We start from the raw sequence: 17,134 nt of genomic DNA, 5'->3' as shown, positions 1-17,134 counted from the left end.
TCGCAAGGATGATCAGGTCTCGCCCAGCCGCTCGAACTCCGCAATGACCTGGGCTCCATACAGCAGCAGCGTGGCCGCGACCTCCAGGCTCAACAGCACGGCGATGGCCGTGGTCAGGGAGCCGTAGACGGTGCCGATCTGCGACAGCGTGCCGAAGTACCAGACCAGCACATGGCGCGACAGCTCCCACAGCAGGGCGGCGGCCAGTGCACCGATCAGCGCCAACGGCAGCGACGGCCGCCCGCCCGGCATGACCATGTAGACCGAGGCCAGCACGAAAACCTCGCCGGCAAACCCCAGCAGATAAAGCATGACGCCGGACACCCCGTCCAGCGACCAGCTGAAGCCCAGGAGCTCCACCTCGCGCTGACCCAGGGCCTGGAAGCGGCCGGCCACTAGCGTCACCAGCAGCAGGCCCACGCTCAGGCAGAGGATATAGACATAGGGGATCAGCGCCGAGATCAGGAAATGCCGCTGGTTGAGCTTGCGCCGGTGATGAAAGATGGCCGACATTGCGCTCTCCAGCACGGAGAAGGCCAGCGAGCTGAAGAACAGCATGCTGACCAGCAGCACCCAGCCCATCACCTCGCGGTGGGCCAGGAAGCGCGCCAGCTCGGCCACCACGGCGGCCGACTGCCCCGGCACCAGCCATTCCAGGTAGCGGCCCACCGTCTGCAGCAGCCGCGCGGGGTCGACCCAGTGCGACAGCGCGATGACGCTGAGGATCATCAGCGGCACGATGGACAGCAGCGCGTAATAGGCCACCGCACCGGCCAGCAGCAGGCCCTGGTTGGCGCGGAAGGATTTGAGCGTCTGCCAGGCGAAGCCCCAGGGGTTGTGCAGCACGCGGGCGGTCTGGCGCGCAAACTGTTGGGTAAAAAGGCGCATGTCACAGGGTCGGCCACCAGCGCCGCAACGCCTTGTCGGCCGCCACAACGCCCCCGTGTCGGACGGCGCCGTGAAGCGTGCAAGAGCGAGCACGGGTGGGTGTAACAGCGCGTACGCTGCTCCGTCATGAGCGCCCTTCCCAACAGCACCGACCCTGCACCGCCCACCAGCGAACCGTTGCGCCTGCACATGCCGGTGGACGTGCGCAGCTTCTCGCTGGCGCTGCTGGCGCTGGTGGCCGTGCTGTTCACCCTGCATGTGGCCGCTGCGGTCTTCGTGCCGTTGCTGCTCGGCCTGATGTTGAGCTATGCACTGGCGCCGGTGGTCGAACAGCTCCAGCGGCTGCGGCTGCCGCGCGCGGTGGCCGCAGCCATGCTGCTGCTGAGCCTGGTGGGCGCTGTTGGTTGGACGGGCTATGCGCTCTCCGACGACGCCGGCAAGCTGCTCGAATCACTGCCCGCAGCCACCGAGAAAGTGCGCGCGGCCGTGGCGGCCCACCGGCCCGGATCGAGCAGTGCCCTGGTCCAGATGCAGAAGGCGGCCACCCAGCTGGAGCAGGCGGCCGAGGCCGGCGCGCCGGGACCGGCAACAGCAAGCTCGCGCGGCATCACACGCGTCGTCGTCGAGCGGCCGCGTTTCAACCTGCATGACTATCTCTGGACCGGCACACTGGGCCTGCTGGCCTCGGTGGGCGCGGTGATGGTGGTGGTGTTCATCGCCTTCTTCCTGCTGGCGTCGGGCGACACCTTCCGGCGCAAGCTGGTGCACCTGGCCGGCCCGACATTCGCCAAACGGCGCCTGACGGTCCAGACCCTGGACGAGATCGGTGCGCAGATCCAGCGCTACCTGCTGGTGCAAGTGTTTACCAGCGCCGTGGTGGGCCTGACCATCTGGCTGGCCTTCCTGCTCGTGGGCCTGGAGCACGCGGCCGTCTGGGGCGTGGTGGCCTTCGTGCTGGACTTCGTGCCCTACCTCGGCGCCGCCGTGCTGACCACCAGCGCGGGCCTGATGAGCTTCGTGCAGTTCGGCAACGTGGACATGGCGCTGCTGGTGTCGGGCATCGCGCTGGGCGTGCACACGCTGTCGGGCAATCTGCTGATGCCGTACTTGAGCAGCCGCAGCAGCCGCATGAACGCGGTCGTCGTGTTCATCGGCGTGCTGGCCTTCGGCTGGCTGTGGGGCGTGTGGGGCCTGCTGCTCGCCGTGCCCATCCTGGCCAGCGTCAAGGCGGTGTGCGACCGGGTGGAGGGGCTGCAGCCCATCGGCGAGCTGCTGGGTACCTGAACGGGTGGCCGCCGGCCGCGCCGCATAACGCTCCGCTGACGCTGCCGCGGCTAGACTGGCTTTCTCCTCACCTGGCTGGAGCCCCTCATGAACCGTGTCGTGCCCTGGGTTGCCGCGCTCACGTTGAGCATCGGACTCGCACCGGCCTGCCTGGCCGCCTACACCGCCACCGCCGAGGTCAACGCCCAAGCGCTGGGCCAGGCCTCGGTCAACGAACTCGCCCCGGTCGTGCTGGGGTCGAGCGACCAGCAGCGCGACACGCGGGCCAGCGGAACGGCCACTGCCAGCGTCGGCGTCGGCAGACATGCCCAGGTGGGTACGGCCGATGCCGGCGGGGGCGCCAGCAGCTGGGCGCAGGTGGTGGCGGGGGGCATTCAACTGCAGGCCACCGGCGCCGGCAACGGGCTGTTCCTGTCGCCCGGCGACGCCTGGTTTGCGCGCATCCTCGGCCGCGGCACCGCTTACGCCGGTGCCAGCTTCAGCGACGGCCTGACCTTCTCCGTGCCCGGGCTGGCGGTCGGCGCACCGCTGACCTTGACCTTCGGGATCAATGTCACCGGCAGCATCTCCAGCATGGGCCAGTTCGCCCAGGGCCTGTCGGGCTACGGCACGGTCACCGACATGCGCTGGCATGTCTCGCTGGGCAACCTCTCCGACGGCCGCAGCGAAAGCGAATACAACAGCAACGGCCTGATCGACCGCAGCGCGGTGGCTACTGGCCTCAGGAGCTTCGTGGCGACGGTCGGCAACGGCGTRCCGACGGTGCTGACCATGGAGGCCTCGGTGGGCGCCTCGGCGCAGGGTGGCGTGAGTTGCCGCGGTTGTGGCTTCGCCGCGCTATATGCCGAGGGAAACTCCTACGCCGACTTCAGTCACACCTTCGCCTGGAACGGTATCCAAGGGGCCCTCGATGCCGCCGGCAACCCGCTCGCGCTGGCCGACCTGCAGGTCATGTCATCGTCGGGCTTCAATTACCTGAGCGCCTGGTCGGCCCCGGTGCCCGAGCTGCCGTCGCCTGCGCTGATGGCGGCCGGCCTGCTGGTGCTGGCGGGCTTCGTTGGGAAGCGCCGCCACCCTCGCTGAGGCCGCAAGCCGTTTCATTTGGGGCACCATGCGGCTCATGTCGCGCGCCTGCCCTGATCGAGTCCTGCGGCGTCTGGCCGACGCGGCGCAGCGCGTGGAGTTGGGCGGGTTGCAGCAGCCGCTGGCCGCCAGAGATGCGGCGCGGCTGGCCTGGCTCGCGATCGAGGGGCCGCCGGCTGGCGCGAGAACTACCTGACCCGCGCGCCGGTGCTGGTGCAGGCTCAACGGTTGGCCGAGTAGTTCACCGGCAGCCAGTCGTAGCCCTTGCCATCGGCGCGCAGCTTGCCGATGCCGGGGAAGGACACATGCGCCACGGCCACGTAATAGCCGTCCTTGGCCGCCGCGGCATAGGCCTTCTCGCGGGCAGGCGCAGCCGCCTTGGGGTCGGAGTCGAAGCTCATCGTCACGGCCGGCTCCGGGAACTGCACGGCGGCGACGTGCATCAGGTCACCCCAGAACATCATCTTCTGGCCCTTGCTCTCGGCGACGTAGTTGCTGTGGCCGGGCGTGTGGCCATAGGCCGGATAGGCCTTCACGCCAGGCACGATCTCCACACCCGCAGCGCTGCCCTCGAAGGGCTTGAAGCGGCCCGCGTCGGCATAAGCCTTCACATTGGCGGCGATGGCCTTGGCGCCGTCGCCCTTGGCCACCTGCTCGGCCGACAGCCAGAAGTCGGCGTCGCGCTTGTCCACGCGCAGCGTCGCGTTGGGAAAGTTGGCCTTGCCGTCGACGGCAGTGCCGCCGATGTGGTCGCCGTGCATATGCGTGATGACCACTTCGTCGACCTGCTCCGGGCTGTAGCCGGCGGCCTTGAGGTTGGCCAGTACGCGGCCCAACGTCGGGCCGAACTGGCCAGCGGCGCCGGTATCGACGAGGACGATCTTGGCCCCGGTGTTGATCAGGTAGGCGTTGAAGGATGTCTCCAGCGGCACGCCGAGGTAGGCGTGCTGCAGGGCCTTGACCGTGTTGGGCACGGGCTGCTGCAGCAGCTTGTCGACGGGCAGGTCCAGCGTGCCGTCGGACAGGGCCGTGACCTCGAAATCGCCAAGCTGCATGCGGTACCAGCCCGGCGCCTGGCCCTTGAGCTGCGGGCCGGCGGCGAAGGCTGTGGTGGCACTGAAACCAATGGCGATGGCGGCGGGAAGCAGGCGTTTGAGCATGGATCGTCTCCGAGGGATTTGGGGCAAGCGGCGCAGGATAGCTGCGGGTTTGGTCCCTTGCAGCCCCAAGGGTCGTTGTCTGCAAACTGGACACCGTCCGCGCCGGCAAACGACTGGAATCCGGACGGCCTCAGCGCCACGGACGGCAAATTCGCGGGTTAGCTCGCAAGGGTTTGCCTGTAACTCGCCCCGACTTGGCGCGGGCATGGCTTTTGCGCTTTCTCTCCTGGTTCCGAACACAACAACCAGGAGACAAGCCATGACCCGACGCCTGCCGGCGCCCTCGCCGCTGCATTTCGCCATCCTCGCCACGCTGGGCGCCACGATCGCTCTGCCGGCAGCCGCACAAAGCGCAGTCGAGCCGGCGGTGACGACGCTGGAGGTCGTCAAGGTCACGGCGCGCAAGCGGGAGGAGTCGCTGCAGGACGTGCCGGTGGCGGTCACGGCGCTGACCGCCGACCAACTCGACAAGCTGGCCATCAAGGATCTCGGCGACCTGCAGGGCCAGGTGCCCAACCTGACCATCTACGCCGCACGCGGCAGCAACACGACCATCACGACCTTCATCCGCGGCGTCGGCCAGGCCGACCCGCTGTGGGGTGTGGACCCCGGCGTGGGCATCTATTTCGACGACGTCTACATCGCCCGGCCGCAGGGCGCGCTGCTGGATGTGTACGACGTGCAGCGCGTGGAGGTGCTGCGCGGCCCGCAGGGCACGCTGTACGGCAAGAACACGATTGGCGGCGCGGTGAAGTACGTGTCCAAGCCGCTCCCCACGACGACCGAGGGCTCGGTGACGCTGGCGGTCGGCAGCTATGGCCAGGTGACGGCCAAGGGCGGCGTGGGCACGGCCGTCAATGACGGCCAGATCCGTTTCCGTGTCGCCGGCGCCAGCCTGAACCGCGACGGATACGGCAAGAACCTGACCGATGGCAGCCCGGTCAGCGACCAGAACACGACGAGCGGCCGCATCTCGGCCGGGTGGTTCCCGACCGGCTCGAGCTTCAACGCCCAGGTTTCGGTGGACCGCACACGCGACGACTCGCACATGCGCGGCTTCCAGCGCCTGAACGTCAGCGCCTTCGACCCCGCCAAGACACCGCCCACCCCGGGCCGCTACGACATCGCGACAGGCATGCCCAATGCCAACGGCACCAGCAGCGAGGGCGAATCACTGACGTTGAACTGGGGCGCCAGCGAGGCCTGGAGCCTGAAGTACATCCTGGCGCATCGCGCTTCTGACACCAGCACCTCCATCGACTTCGACGGCCTGCCCAACAGAACAGCCGACGTGCGCGCCGAGTACCACGACAGCTCGCAGAGCCATGAGCTGCAGGCCATCTACGAAGGCCAGAACAGCTCGGGCGTTGTCGGTGTCTACTACTTCGACGGACGCGCCGGCGGCACGGTGCGCAACAATTTCTTCAACCTCTCATTCGGTACGACCAACGGCCTGGTCTACACCGAGGGCAAGGCCGTCTTCGGCGACTGGAGCTGGCGCCTGAGCCCGGCCTTCAGCGTCAGCACGGGACTGCGCTACACCAAGGAGGACAAGCGCGCCGTCGTGCTGAACCAGGCCTTCGCCAACGATCAGTTCAGCGGCACGCCCATCGCCGTGCCGGCCAATTTCGACAAGAGCCTCTCGGTCAGCAACACCTCACCGCGCCTGTCCCTTGAATACAGGGCCAGCAAGGAGATCAAGCTCTACACGACAGCCTCGCGCGGCTTCAAGAGCGGCGGCTACAACATCCGCGCCAACACCGTGGCGTTCCCGTCTTCGGGCAGGCCCTTCGCCGACGAGAAGCTCGACTCGCTGGAACTGGGCGCCAAGATGATCCTGGACGGCGGCCGCCTGGAGCTGAACACGGCCCTGTTCCACAACAAGTACAAGAACGTGCAGCTCTCGGTGTTCACGAGCTACACCCAGGCCAACGGCCAGCCCGGCTTCTTCGGCGACTTCACCAATGCCGGCAAGGCGACCGTGCAGGGCGCCGAGGTCGAGTTCCTGTGGATGCCGACCCCCGCCTGGCGCATCAGCGGCAACCTGGCCACGCTGGACGCCAAGTACGACGAATACATCGACCGCGGCGTCAACGTGGCCGACCAGAAGAAGTTCACCAACACGCCCAAATACCAAGCGGGCCTGAACATCGAGCACAACGCAAAGCTGGCCATGGGCACGCTGCGCTCGCGGCTGGGCGTCACCCACCGCAGCAAGGTCTACCCGACGACCGACCTGTCCGAAGCGCTGGCCCAGGATGCCTACACGCTGGTCAACGCCGGCCTGATCTGGGAGAAGGACGCCAAGCTGAGCTTCTTCCTGCAAGGCAGCAACCTGACCAACAAGGCCTACAAGACCGACGGCTACAACATCGCCGCGCTCAGCGTGCTGAACGCCTACTACGGCCCGCCACGCACGTTCACGATTGGCGGGACGTTCAAGTTCTGATTCAGAAGGGCCCCCGCGGCCCATCTGATGCTGTCGGCCCCCCGCGCATCACCGGGCGCCTGCATGAAAAAACCCGCCTCACGGCGGGTTGATCGTCAGCGCGGGATCGGCTCCTCAGGCGCGACGGCGGCGCGAGCTCGCCAGACCCAGCAGGCTCATCCCCACCAACGCCAGCGTTGCGGGCTCCGGCAGGACGCCGCTGCGGTTGTAGTTGACGCCCGTGGGATCGTCCATCGTGTTGCAGCCAGCGCCGAAGCTCTGGCAGTGCAGGCTCAAGCCACCACCGGTGCGGGTGTAGTTGGCCGCGAAGGAGATGGTCGACTGCAGGGGCGCGCCGGCCCAGAAGAACAGGTCGACCTCGACGGAGTCGGCGATATTGCCCAGGTAGTTTTCGGTCCAGCCCGACAAATTGACGGACGGGCCGCTTGCGATCACGTAGTTCGGATTGACCAGATTCGCCACCCAGCCCGCCGGCAGAGTCGAAAGGCCAGGGCCGGCGAAGGGACCGGCACCCGTATCGCCGACGATGAAGAACTCGACCGTCGTCGTCGGTCCGCAACCTCCGCAACCTTGCGTGATCACCCAGCCCGCGAATGCCGCAGGGGCGGCGAACAGCGAAGAAGCCAGCAGCGAAGCTGCAGCAACGAATTTCATGAACTTGGTCATACCCCCACCCCATCTATTTGTAAAAGCCACATCGGCAATGGGTGCGCTTGCAAGCATCGAGCCAAGACAGAAAACCCTATAAGAATCATTAACTTGCTCAAGTATTTCGGTATGCATCTTCACAGTGTGTCAAATTGTTCGACAACCTCGGATGCGGGGGGCGCAGCATTGGCGACCTGCGGTTGACGGCCGCGTTACATTGCCCGTCGCCATGCCGTTGAGCCCACCCTCAGCCACTCCCCTCGACATCCCCCAGGACGTCGACGGGCTGTTGCGCCTGGCCGCCCAGTCGATGTTCGACGTGCTGGCCCGGTCGACCGAAGGGATGATGGTCGTCGACCGCAACCACCGGGTCGTCTGGATCAGCGACGGCTACAAGCGCTTCCTGCCGGCGCTGGGGTTCACCGACGAGCATGAGTTCGTCGGCAAGCGCGTGGAGGACGTGGTCCCCAACACGCAGATGCTGCAGGTGCTGGAGACCGGAAAACCGGTGCTGGTGGATCTGCTGACCAACAAGGCCGGCACCTTCCTCGTCAGCCGCCTGCCGCTGCGCAACGACGCCGGCGAGGTCATCGGCGCGCTGGGCCTGGTGCTGCTGGATCACCCCGAGACGACCATGCAGCCGCTGATCCAGAAGTTCGCGCGGATGGAGCAGGAACTGGAGGACACGCGCCGCCAGCTCGCCGCGCAGCGCCGGCCCAAGTACACGATTGCCAGCTTCATCGGCACCAGCCCCGCGGCGCTGGAGGTCAAGCGCCAGGCCCGCCGCGTGGCGCAGACCGACTCGACGGTGCTGCTGCTCGGCGAGACCGGCACCGGCAAGGAGCTGATGGCCCACGCCATCCACTCGGCGTCGCGCCGCGCGCACCGGCCGCTGGTGGGCGTCAACATCGCCGCCGTGCCCGAGACGCTGCTGGAGGCCGAGTTCTTCGGCGTCGCGCCCGGTGCCTACACCGGCGCCGACCGCAAGGGCCGCGACGGCAAGTTCAAGCTGGCGGATGGCGGCACGCTGTTCCTCGACGAGATCGGCGACATGCCGCTGGCGTTGCAAAGCAAGCTCCTGCGCGTGCTGCAGGAGCAGGAGGTCGAGCCGCTGGGGTCCAACACCGTGCTGCGTGTGGATGTGCGCGTGATTGCCGCCACCAGCCGCGACCTGGCAAGCATGGTCGCCACCGGCCAGTTCCGCGCCGACCTGTACTACCGCCTCAACGTGCTGCCCATCCGCGTGCCGGCGCTGCGCGAGCGCCTGGACGACATCGAGGCGCTGGCCGAGGCCCTGGGCGAAGACATCGCCCGCCGCAGCGGCATGCCGCAAAAGCTGCTGAGCCCCGATGCCATCGAGTGGCTGATGCAGCAAGCCTGGCCCGGCAACATCCGCGAGCTGCGCAACACGCTGGAGCAGGTCAGCCTCATGAGCGACGACATGCAGCTGACGGCGGCCACTTTCCAGGGCGGCTCGGCGTTGCCGACCTCCGTGCCCGCGCCGGTACCTCAGCCCGCCGCCCCGGTCATGACCACGGYCCAGGCCGTTGCGCCTCTGCCCGAGCTGATCGAAGCCCTGGAACGCGACGCCATCGCCCGCGCGCTGCAGGCCACTGGCGGCAACCGCATGGCGGCGGCCCGGCTGCTGCAGATCTCGCGGGCGTCGCTGTACGAAAGGCTGGCGAGGTGGCCGGAGCTGGAAGGTAAGGAGGCCTGACACAGGCGCTTCGCGGACCCGGCCATGCACATCCACAAGGATCCGCTTCCGAAGGGCTACAGCTTCGTGCTTCGCTCCAGCCAGCTCGAACGCGCGTTCGAAGCCGCGGGAATTCGCACCGAAACCTCGCTCTGGCACACCAGCTCCAACAGCTTCGTCATTGCACGTTTCGTGCTGCCGAATCCGAATGTGGCTCACGAACGGTTCCACGTCTCGGCCGGCATCGTTCCCGCGGCTCGTGCGCGTGAGACCCGCGAGCGCCTCGAAACCACGGTCATACCGCAGCTGATTGCCTGGGCCAACAGCGTGCTTGGGTTGCCAGCGAATTCCACGCGACGCGACAAGCAGCGATTCGAGGTGGACCTGTCCAGCCTCTGACGCTCGATCTGAAGAGTCTGAATCTCAGGCGACGTCCAAATCCTGGACACTCAACTTGGCGGTTTCGACCCCAAACCTGGTAGCAACCCGAAGAGAAAACCGCTCCGGCGCCCCTTCCCCGCCGGGCACGGCCCTTGCAAAAAGGGAAGACACCGTCTGCCGACAGAGCAGACCCGCACTTCAGGAGACAAGCCCCATGCGTCACACCACGCGCCGCTTTGCCCTCGCCGCCGCCACCCTCGCGGTCGCCCTGCCCGGCATCACTCTCGCGGCCGGCAACGAGATTCGCATCGCCCACGTCTACAGCAAGACCGGCCCGCTCGAGGCCTACGGCAAGCAGACGCAGACCGGCTTCATGATGGGCCTGGACTACGCCACCGGCGGCACCATGACCGTCGCAGGCAAGAAGCTCGTCGTCATTGAGAAGGACGACCAGGGCAAGCCCGACGTGGGCAAGAGCCTGCTGGCCGCGGCCTATGGCGACGACAAGGCCGACATCGCCGTCGGGCCCTCGTCCAGCGGCGTGGCCCTGGCCATGCTGCCCGTCGCCGAGGAATACAAGAAGATCCTGCTGGTGGAGCCGGCCGTGGCCGACTCCATCACCGGCGACAAGTGGAACAAGTACATCTTCCGTACCGGCCGCAACTCGTCGCAAGACGCCATCGGCAACGCCGTCGCCTCGGACATCCAGGGTCTCAACATCGGCATCCTGGCCCAGGACTACGCCTTCGGCCGCGACGCCGTGAAGGCCTACAAGGAAGCGCTGAAGAAGGCCAAGATCGTCCACGAGGAATACCTGCCCACGGCGACGACCGACTTCACCGCCGGTATCCAGCGCCTGGTGGACGCACTGAAGGACAAGCAAGGCCCCAAGGTCATTGCCGTCGTGTGGGCCGGCGCCACGCCGCCCTTCGGCGCGCTGGCAGCGCTGGACCTGCAAAAGCGCTACGGCATTGGCGTGGGCTCGGGCGGCAACATCCTGCCGGCCATGACCGCCTACAAGCAGTTCCCCGGCATGGAAGGCGCGACGTACTACTACTTCGGCATCCCGAAGAACCCGGTCAACGAATGGCTGGTGGCCAACCACTACAAGCAGTTCAAGAACCCGCCCGACTTCTTCACGGCCGGCGGCATGAGCGCGGCAATTGCGCTGGTGGAAGCGCTGAAGAAGACGGGCGGCGACACGGCGACCAACAAGCTCATCAAGACGATGGAAGGCATGAGCTTCGAGACGCCCAAGGGCAAGATGACCTTCCGCGCCGAAGACCACCAGGCGATGCAGTCGATGTATCACTTCAAGATCAAGGTGGACCCGGCGTTCCCGTGGGGCGTGCCGGAGCTGGTCAGGGAAATCAAACCCGAAGAAATGGCCGTGCCCATCCGCAACAAGCGTTGAACGCGGACGGCCTGTGCTCGAAACCAAGAACCTGACGATCCGCTTCGGTGGCCACGTGGCCGTCGACGGCGTGTCGTGCGCCTTCCAGCCCGGCACATTGACGGCCATCGTCGGACCGAACGGTGCGGGCAAGACGACCTACTTCAATCTGATCTCGGGTCAGCTGCCCGCGAGCAGTGGCGAGGTCTGGCTGGATGGCGAGAACGTGACCAAGCTGCCGGCGCCGGTGCGCACGCGCCGTGGCCTGGGCCGGGCGTTCCAGCTGACACAGCTGTTCGCGCACTTGACCGTGCTGGAGAACGTGCGCCTGGCTGTGCAGGCGCGACATGGCAAAGGCTTGCACATGCTGTCGGTGTGGCTGTCGCACAAGGAGCTGATAGCCGAGGCGCGCGCCATCCTCGATCGTGTGCGGCTGGGGGCACGCGCCGACGACCTGGCGGCCAGCCTGCCGCATGGCGACCAGCGCAAGCTGGAAGTGGCCATGCTGATCGCGCTGGATCCCAAGGTCTATCTCTTCGACGAACCGACCGCCGGCATGAGCGTGGACGAGGTGCCTGTGGTGCTGGACCTGATCCGCGCACTGAAGGCGGAGAAGAAGCACACGCTGCTGCTGGTGGAGCACAAGATGGACGTCGTGCGCGAGCTGGCGGACCGCATCATCGTGCTGCACCAGGGCAAGCTGGTGGCCGATGGTGACCCGGCCACGGTGATTGCCTCGCCCATCGTGCAAGAGGCTTATCTGGGGGTGGCGGCATGAACCTTCTGGAGTTGCGCGGGGTTCATACCCACGTCGGGGCGTATCACATCCTGCATGGCGTGGATCTTGCCGTGCCGGCTGGTCAAGTCACGATGCTGTTAGGCCGCAATGGCGCCGGCAAGACGAGCACGCTGCGGACCTTGATGGGGCTGTGGACGGCGAGCGCGGGCTCGGTGCACTTCAAGGGCGAGGACATCACCAAGCTGGCGACGCCGGACATTGCGTCGCGCGGCGTCGCCTACGTGCCGGAGACCATGGGCATCTTTGGCGAGCTGAGCGTGGCGGAGAACCTGCTGCTGGCGGCCCGCTCGGCCAAGCGGTTGGCGGATTTGGATGCTCAGCGGCTGGACTGGCTGTTTGGCTTGTTCCCGGCGCTGAAGACGTTCTGGCAGCACCCGGCGGGCAAGTTGTCGGGTGGGCAGAAGCAGATGCTGGCGATTGCCCGCGCCATGATCGAGCCGCGCGAGTTGCTCGTCATCGACGAGCCCAGCAAGGGGCTGGCACCGGCCATCGTGCAGAACCTCATCACGGCGCTGCGCGAGCTCAAGAAGACCTCGCAGACGACAGTGTTGCTGGTGGAGCAGAACTTTCGGGTGGCGGCTGAGTTGGGCGATTCGGTTGCCGTCATGGATGACGGAAAGATCGTGCATCGTGGTGCGATGCGTGAGTTGATCGAGGACGCTGGGTTGCAGCAGAGGCTTCTCGGGTTGTCGTTGGGGGCGCATCAGTGAGATCCACCTTCTGGTTGACGCCCACGCCCAGCCGGGATTTCGTCCCGGCGGCCGACCTACTTTTTGCGCCGCCAAAAAGTAGGCAAAAAGCTCTCCCCTGCAAAACCGCCCCTGTCGGGGTCCCCTGCGATGCTCGCAGCCCGGGGCCGCGCCCAACTCACTTCGCTACGCTGCGTTCAGACAAAGGGGCGCGAAGTCAGAGCTTGAGGCTCGCTGCGCTCGCGCCCCGGGCTYCTGCGCTTCTCGGCGGTTTAGAAGGGGAGGCTCCGAACARCCSCAACAGCCAAACCCGAAAGCCCGACGCCACCGGGCTGTTCAATCACCCCCCCTCTGAGCCCGCCGAGCAGCGCAAGGGATTGAGGGCGCGAGCGCAGCTCGCTTCAAGAACTGATTCCGCGCAACTGTTTGAGCAGAGCGTAGCGGCGCGAGTTTTGCGCGGGCCCTCAAGGCCTGAGCAGCACAGGGCAGCCCGCTGCGAAGCTAAGGGCCGGGCGGATCGGGGGCGACTTTTTGCCTTCTTTTTGGTCGCTCAAAAAGAAGGTCGCCCGCCGGGGCGAACTCCCGGCATGGGCCTCAGCGCCAACCCAACCCATCGCGCGAGCCCATGAAACTCGACCCACGACCACTCGCCTTGCTGGCAGCCATCATGCTGCTCGCCCTCCCCCTCACCGGCAGCCCCAGCACCTGGCTCAACCTGACCCTGGCCGGCATCGCCATGGGCCTCATCATCTTCGTCATCGCTTCCGGCCTGACCCTGGTCTTCGGCCTGATGGACGTCCTCAACTTCGGCCACGGCGTCTTCATCGCCCTCGGTGCCTTCACGGCGACCACGGTGTTGGCAGCTCTCGCCCCTTGGGCCACTTCACCGGATGTGGCAAGCAACCTCGCCGCACTCGCCGCCGCCTGCCTCGCCGGCATGGCCATCGCCGCTGCCGTGGGCGTGGTGTTTGAGCGCGTATTGGTCAGACCCGTTTACGGCCAGCACCTGAAGCAGATCCTCATCACCATGGGCGGCATGATCATTGGCGAGGAGCTGATCAAGGCGACCTGGGGCGCCCAGCTGATCCCGCTGCCCATGCCCGACGCACTGCGCGGCATCTTCCTGTTCGGTGATGTGGCGGTCGAGAAGTTCCGCGTGCTGTCCATGCTCATCGGCCTGGCAGTCCTCATCGCGCTGCTGCTCGTGCTGAACCGCACCAAGATCGGCCTGCTGATCCGCGCCGGTGTGCAGGACCGCGAGATGGTCGAAGCGCTGGGCTATCGCATCAAACGCCTCTTCGTCGGCGTGTTCGTCGCCGGCTCCGCGCTCGCGGGCCTGGGCGGCGTGCTGTGGGGCCTGGTGCAGCAGGGCGTCACGCCGCAGATCGGCGCGCAGGTCAACCTGCTGCTGTTCATCGTCATCATCATCGGCGGCCTCGGCTCGACGGTGGGTTGCCTGGTCGGCGCGCTGCTGGTGGGCCTCGTCGCTAACTACGCCGGCTTCATTGCGCCCAAGGCGGCGCTGTTCTCCAACATCGGGCTGATGGTCGCCATCCTGCTGTGGCGCCCGCAAGGCCTCTACCCGGTGGGGGCGAAATGAGCCCACCCCCGTTGCGCTTCGCGCTCCCCCTCAAGGAGGCACTGCCAGTGACCTGGCGAAGCCAGTTCCACGGCAGTCGCTTGGTTTTTCATTCGGCGTTCGCATCGTTGATCACGTGCAACGAAGCGAGGGGTTTCCGATGACATCCGTTTTTCGTTCTCTGCTTTCACACGACCTGCCGCGCAGCCGCATCCTCGGCGCGCTGTTGATCGCCTGCTTCGTCGGCCTGCTCGGTGCACCCTTCATCTTCCCCGGCACGCAGGCGCTCAACGTTGCAGCCAAGATCCTCGTCTTTGTCCTGCTTGTCGCCAGCTACGACCYGCTGCTGGGTTACACCGGCATCGTCAGCTTCGCGCACACGATGTTCGTCGGCATCGGCGCCTATGGCATCGCCATCGCGTCGACGCGGTTGGGGTCGGACTGGACGTCGCTGGGCATCGGCTTCGTCGCGGCGCTGGCGCTGAGCGCCGTGCTGGCGTTGGCGATGGGCCTGGCCAGCCTGCGCGTGAAGGCCATCTTCTTCGCCATGATCACGCTGGCCGTCGCCTCGGCCTTCATGACGCTGGCCTCGCAGCTGAGCGACTTCACCGGCGGCGAGGACGGCCTGAACTTCCAACTGCCTTCAGCGCTGCGGCCCTCGACCGAGTTCATGGAAGAGCCCGTGCTGGGCATCATGCTCGACGGCCGACTGCTGACCTACTACGTTCTCTTTGTCGCGGTGACGCTGTTGATCGCGCTGCTGCTGCGCATCGTCAATTCGCCCTTCGGCCGCGTGCTGCAGGCCATCCGCGAGAACGAGTTCCGCGCCGAGGCGATCGGCTACCGCACGGTCGTCTACCGCACCGGCGCCAACGTCATCGCCGCGCTGCTGGCCTGCTGCGGCGGCGCGTTGCTGGCGCTGTGGCTGCGCTACACCGGCCCCGAGACGGCCATGAGCATGGAGATCATGCTGGACCTGCTGCTCATCGTCGTCATCGGCGGCATGGGCACGGTCTACGGTGCCGTCATTGGCAGCGTGCTCTTCATCGTCGCGCAGAACTATCTGCAGGCGCTGCTGAAGGCAGCAGGCTCGCTGGTCGACGGCGTGCCGGTCTTCAGCACGCTGATTTCGCCCGACCGCTGGCTGCTGTGGCTGGGCCTGCTCTTCGTACTGGCCGTCTACCACTTCCCCGGCGGCATCGTCGGGCGGCTGCGGCTGGCGGCGTGGACGCATGGGAGAGCCAAAAAATGAGATCGCGCTACGTCAACTGCCTGGGTCGCGAGATGCACGTCACCGAGTGGGGTGACGCAAGCTCGCACACCGTCGTTGCCTGGCACGGCCTCGCGCGCAGCAGTCGCGACTTCGACGACCTCGCCGCCGCCCTGAGCGCCCGCTGGCACGTCGTTTGCCCCGACACCCTGGGTCGTGGTCTTTCGCAATGGGCGGTGGACCCGGCCCGCGAATACTGCCTGGAGTTCTATGTCGAACAAGCCGAAGCGCTGCTGGATCAGTTGGGCTTGCAGAAGGTGCATTGGGTGGGCACGTCCATGGGTGGCGCCATCGGCACGCTCGGCGCAGCCACCCAGCTGCGCGGCCGCATCAAGCGCCTTGTGCTGAACGACAACGGCCCCGAGCTGGCAGCCTCGGCGCTGACACGCATCAAGGCCTACGCCGGGCAGCCGCCCAGCTTTGCAACGGTGACTGAGCTGGAGGTCTATTTCAGAGAGATCTACGCGAGCTTTGGTGATCTGTCCGACACGCAATGGCGCCACCTCACCGAAACCTCGCTGCGCCGCCTGCCCGATGGCCGCGTGACAACGCACTACGACCCAGCCCTGGTGCAGCAGTTCGATCACCATCCCGACGACTACGAGCTGTGGGCGGCCTGGGACCAGCTCGACCTGCCCGTGCTCTGCCTGCGCGGCGAGGACTCGACGCTGTTGACCGCCGAAACGGCGCAGGCCATGCGCGAGCGCGGCCCGCGTGCTGCGGTCGCGCTGATCCCCGGCTGCGGCCATGCACCGGCCTTGAACACACCCGAGCAGATTGGCTTGATCGAGCGTTTCCTCTCCGCGGACCAGACCCCGTGAATGCCCGTAAGCCAGCGTCATGCTTGAAGGCCTAGAGTCGCGCAGCTAACCCGGAAGTCCATGAGCGAATACATCCTCGAGACCCAGGACCTGACCAAGGAGTTCAAAGGCTTCACGGCCGTGGACGCCGTGAACCTGCAGGTGCATCGTGGCCACATTCATGCGCTGCTAGGCCCCAACGGCGCGGGCAAGACGACCTGCTTCAACTTGCTGACCAAGTTCCTGACGCCGACGCGTGGGCGCATCGTCTTTGCCGGCACCGACATCACTGGCGAGACCTCGGCGCAGATCGCGCGGCGCGGTGTCATCCGGTCTTTCCAGATCTCCGCCGTGTTCCCGCATCTCACGGTGCTGGAGAACGTGCGCATCGGCTTGCAGCGCTTCACCGGCACGAGCTTTCATTTCTGGAAGGGGCTGACAGGGCTGAAGACGCTGGACGCCAAGGTGCTGTCGCTGCTGGAGCTGGTGGACCTGCGCGACATGGCCGCCGTGAAGGCCGCCGACCTGCCTTATGGCCGCAAGCGTGCGTTGGAGATCGCCACGACGATGGCGATGGAGCCGCAGTTGATGCTGCTTGACGAACCGACGCAGGGCATGGGGCACGAGGACGTGGACCGCGTGACGGCTTTGATCAAGCGCGTGGCTGAAGGGCGCACCGTGCTGATGGTGGAGCACAACATGAAGGTGGTGGCCAGCATCGCGGACAGGATCACGGTGTTGGCTCGTGGCGCTGTTCTGGCCGAAGGTGATTACGCGACGGTGTCGAAGCATCCGGCGGTGCTGGAGGCTTATATGGGTACGGATGCTGCCGAGTTGCAGGGGGCGCATTGATGGTGCTGCTGCTCGCTGTTGTTGGTTGCTTGGCGGAGAGCGTGCCTGCTCGTTGCATTGCCGGGAGTCCGTCCCGGCGGCCGGGTAACTTTCTTCTGCGGGGCCAGAAGAAAGTCACCAAAGAAGAGGCCCTGAACCGCACACCAGCACCACATGCACGAGC

16 protein-coding genes are annotated in these 17,134 nt (G+C 66.5%); 13 read left to right on the top strand and 3 right to left on the bottom strand.

The genetic code is table 11. The features are described 5' to 3' along the window. Positions 1-12 precede the first annotated feature (12 nt). Positions 13-888, bottom strand: a complete 876-nt coding sequence (locus ACXJKR_RS08015; protein WP_056200922.1) for a YihY/virulence factor BrkB family protein — start codon at positions 886-888, stop codon at positions 13-15. A 126-nt stretch (positions 889-1,014) separates the two neighbouring features. Here ACXJKR_RS08015 and ACXJKR_RS08010 point away from each other — a divergent pair, with 126 nt between their 5' ends. The 3 genes from ACXJKR_RS08010 (at position 1,015) to ACXJKR_RS08000 (ending at position 3,451) form a co-directional block, all read left to right on the top strand. Continuing rightward, positions 1,015-2,172 carry an AI-2E family transporter gene (locus ACXJKR_RS08010; protein WP_056200924.1) on the top strand — a complete coding sequence of 386 codons (1,158 nt, stop codon included), beginning with the start codon at positions 1,015-1,017 and terminating at the stop codon, positions 2,170-2,172. Between the two features lie 87 nt (positions 2,173-2,259). Next, a complete protein-coding gene (locus ACXJKR_RS08005; RefSeq protein ID WP_457322218.1) occupies positions 2,260-3,255 on the top strand; it encodes a hypothetical protein in 996 nt (331 codons plus the stop codon). 37 nt (positions 3,256-3,292) lie between these two features. Further along, a complete protein-coding gene (locus tag ACXJKR_RS08000) occupies positions 3,293-3,451 on the top strand; it encodes a hypothetical protein (protein ID WP_457322216.1) in 159 nt (52 codons plus the stop codon). A gap of 25 nt (positions 3,452-3,476) precedes the next feature. Here ACXJKR_RS08000 and ACXJKR_RS07995 read toward each other — a convergent pair whose 3' ends face one another. Then, positions 3,477-4,415 (bottom strand): MBL fold metallo-hydrolase, encoded by a 939-nt coding sequence (locus ACXJKR_RS07995; protein ID WP_457322214.1) that lies wholly within the window; start codon positions 4,413-4,415, stop codon positions 3,477-3,479. 259 nt (positions 4,416-4,674) lie between these two features. Between ACXJKR_RS07995 and ACXJKR_RS07990 the strand changes: the two genes are divergently transcribed. Continuing rightward, positions 4,675-6,864, top strand: coding sequence for a TonB-dependent receptor (locus ACXJKR_RS07990; RefSeq protein ID WP_056200930.1), 2,190 nt, complete (start codon positions 4,675-4,677; stop codon positions 6,862-6,864). 114 nt (positions 6,865-6,978) lie between these two features. Here ACXJKR_RS07990 and ACXJKR_RS07985 read toward each other — a convergent pair whose 3' ends face one another. Then, positions 6,979-7,647, bottom strand: a complete 669-nt coding sequence (locus ACXJKR_RS07985; protein ID WP_082532845.1) for a PEP-CTERM sorting domain-containing protein — start codon at positions 7,645-7,647, stop codon at positions 6,979-6,981. A gap of 94 nt (positions 7,648-7,741) precedes the next feature. Between ACXJKR_RS07985 and ACXJKR_RS07980 the strand changes: the two genes are divergently transcribed. The 9 genes from ACXJKR_RS07980 to ACXJKR_RS07940 all read left to right on the top strand — a co-directional run bounded on the left by ACXJKR_RS07980 (position 7,742) and on the right by ACXJKR_RS07940 (position 16,971). Beyond that, the gene (locus ACXJKR_RS07980; protein ID WP_457322211.1) at positions 7,742-9,229 is read left to right on the top strand and encodes a sigma-54 interaction domain-containing protein; all 1,488 of its coding nucleotides are present in this window, start codon (positions 7,742-7,744) and stop codon (positions 9,227-9,229) included. Between the two features lie 24 nt (positions 9,230-9,253). Next, positions 9,254-9,607: a hypothetical protein gene (locus tag ACXJKR_RS07975; protein ID WP_457322209.1), complete on the top strand. Its 354-nt coding sequence runs from the start codon at positions 9,254-9,256 to the stop codon at positions 9,605-9,607. 196 nt (positions 9,608-9,803) lie between these two features. Further along, on the top strand, positions 9,804-11,003 hold the full coding sequence (locus ACXJKR_RS07970; RefSeq protein WP_457322208.1) for a substrate-binding domain-containing protein: 1,200 nt from the start codon (positions 9,804-9,806) through the stop codon (positions 11,001-11,003). A gap of 13 nt (positions 11,004-11,016) precedes the next feature. Beyond that, positions 11,017-11,760 carry an ABC transporter ATP-binding protein gene (locus ACXJKR_RS07965; RefSeq protein WP_457322206.1) on the top strand — a complete coding sequence of 248 codons (744 nt, stop codon included), beginning with the start codon at positions 11,017-11,019 and terminating at the stop codon, positions 11,758-11,760. After that, complete coding sequence (locus ACXJKR_RS07960; protein ID WP_457322204.1) at positions 11,757-12,491, top strand: ABC transporter ATP-binding protein; 735 nt, start codon at positions 11,757-11,759, stop codon at positions 12,489-12,491. The genes ACXJKR_RS07965 and ACXJKR_RS07960 overlap by 4 nt, the downstream gene beginning before the upstream one ends. 604 nt (positions 12,492-13,095) lie before the next feature. Continuing rightward, positions 13,096-14,070, top strand: a complete 975-nt coding sequence (locus tag ACXJKR_RS07955; protein ID WP_457322202.1) for a branched-chain amino acid ABC transporter permease — start codon at positions 13,096-13,098, stop codon at positions 14,068-14,070. Positions 14,071-14,209: 139 nt separating this feature from the next. Further along, on the top strand, positions 14,210-15,301 hold the full coding sequence (locus tag ACXJKR_RS07950; RefSeq protein WP_457322200.1) for a branched-chain amino acid ABC transporter permease: 1,092 nt from the start codon (positions 14,210-14,212) through the stop codon (positions 15,299-15,301). Further along, positions 15,298-16,140, top strand: coding sequence for an alpha/beta fold hydrolase (locus tag ACXJKR_RS07945; protein ID WP_056200971.1), 843 nt, complete (start codon positions 15,298-15,300; stop codon positions 16,138-16,140). The genes ACXJKR_RS07950 and ACXJKR_RS07945 overlap by 4 nt, the downstream gene beginning before the upstream one ends. A 60-nt stretch (positions 16,141-16,200) precedes the next feature. Beyond that, entirely contained in the window at positions 16,201-16,971 is a 771-nt protein-coding gene (locus tag ACXJKR_RS07940; protein ID WP_457322198.1) for an ABC transporter ATP-binding protein, read from the top strand. Positions 16,972-17,134 lie beyond the last annotated feature (163 nt).

Source organism: Roseateles sp. P5_E11, assembly GCF_054049355.1.
Note: the sequence above shows the minus strand (reverse complement) of the source record. Positions and strands in the feature narration are given on the sequence as shown.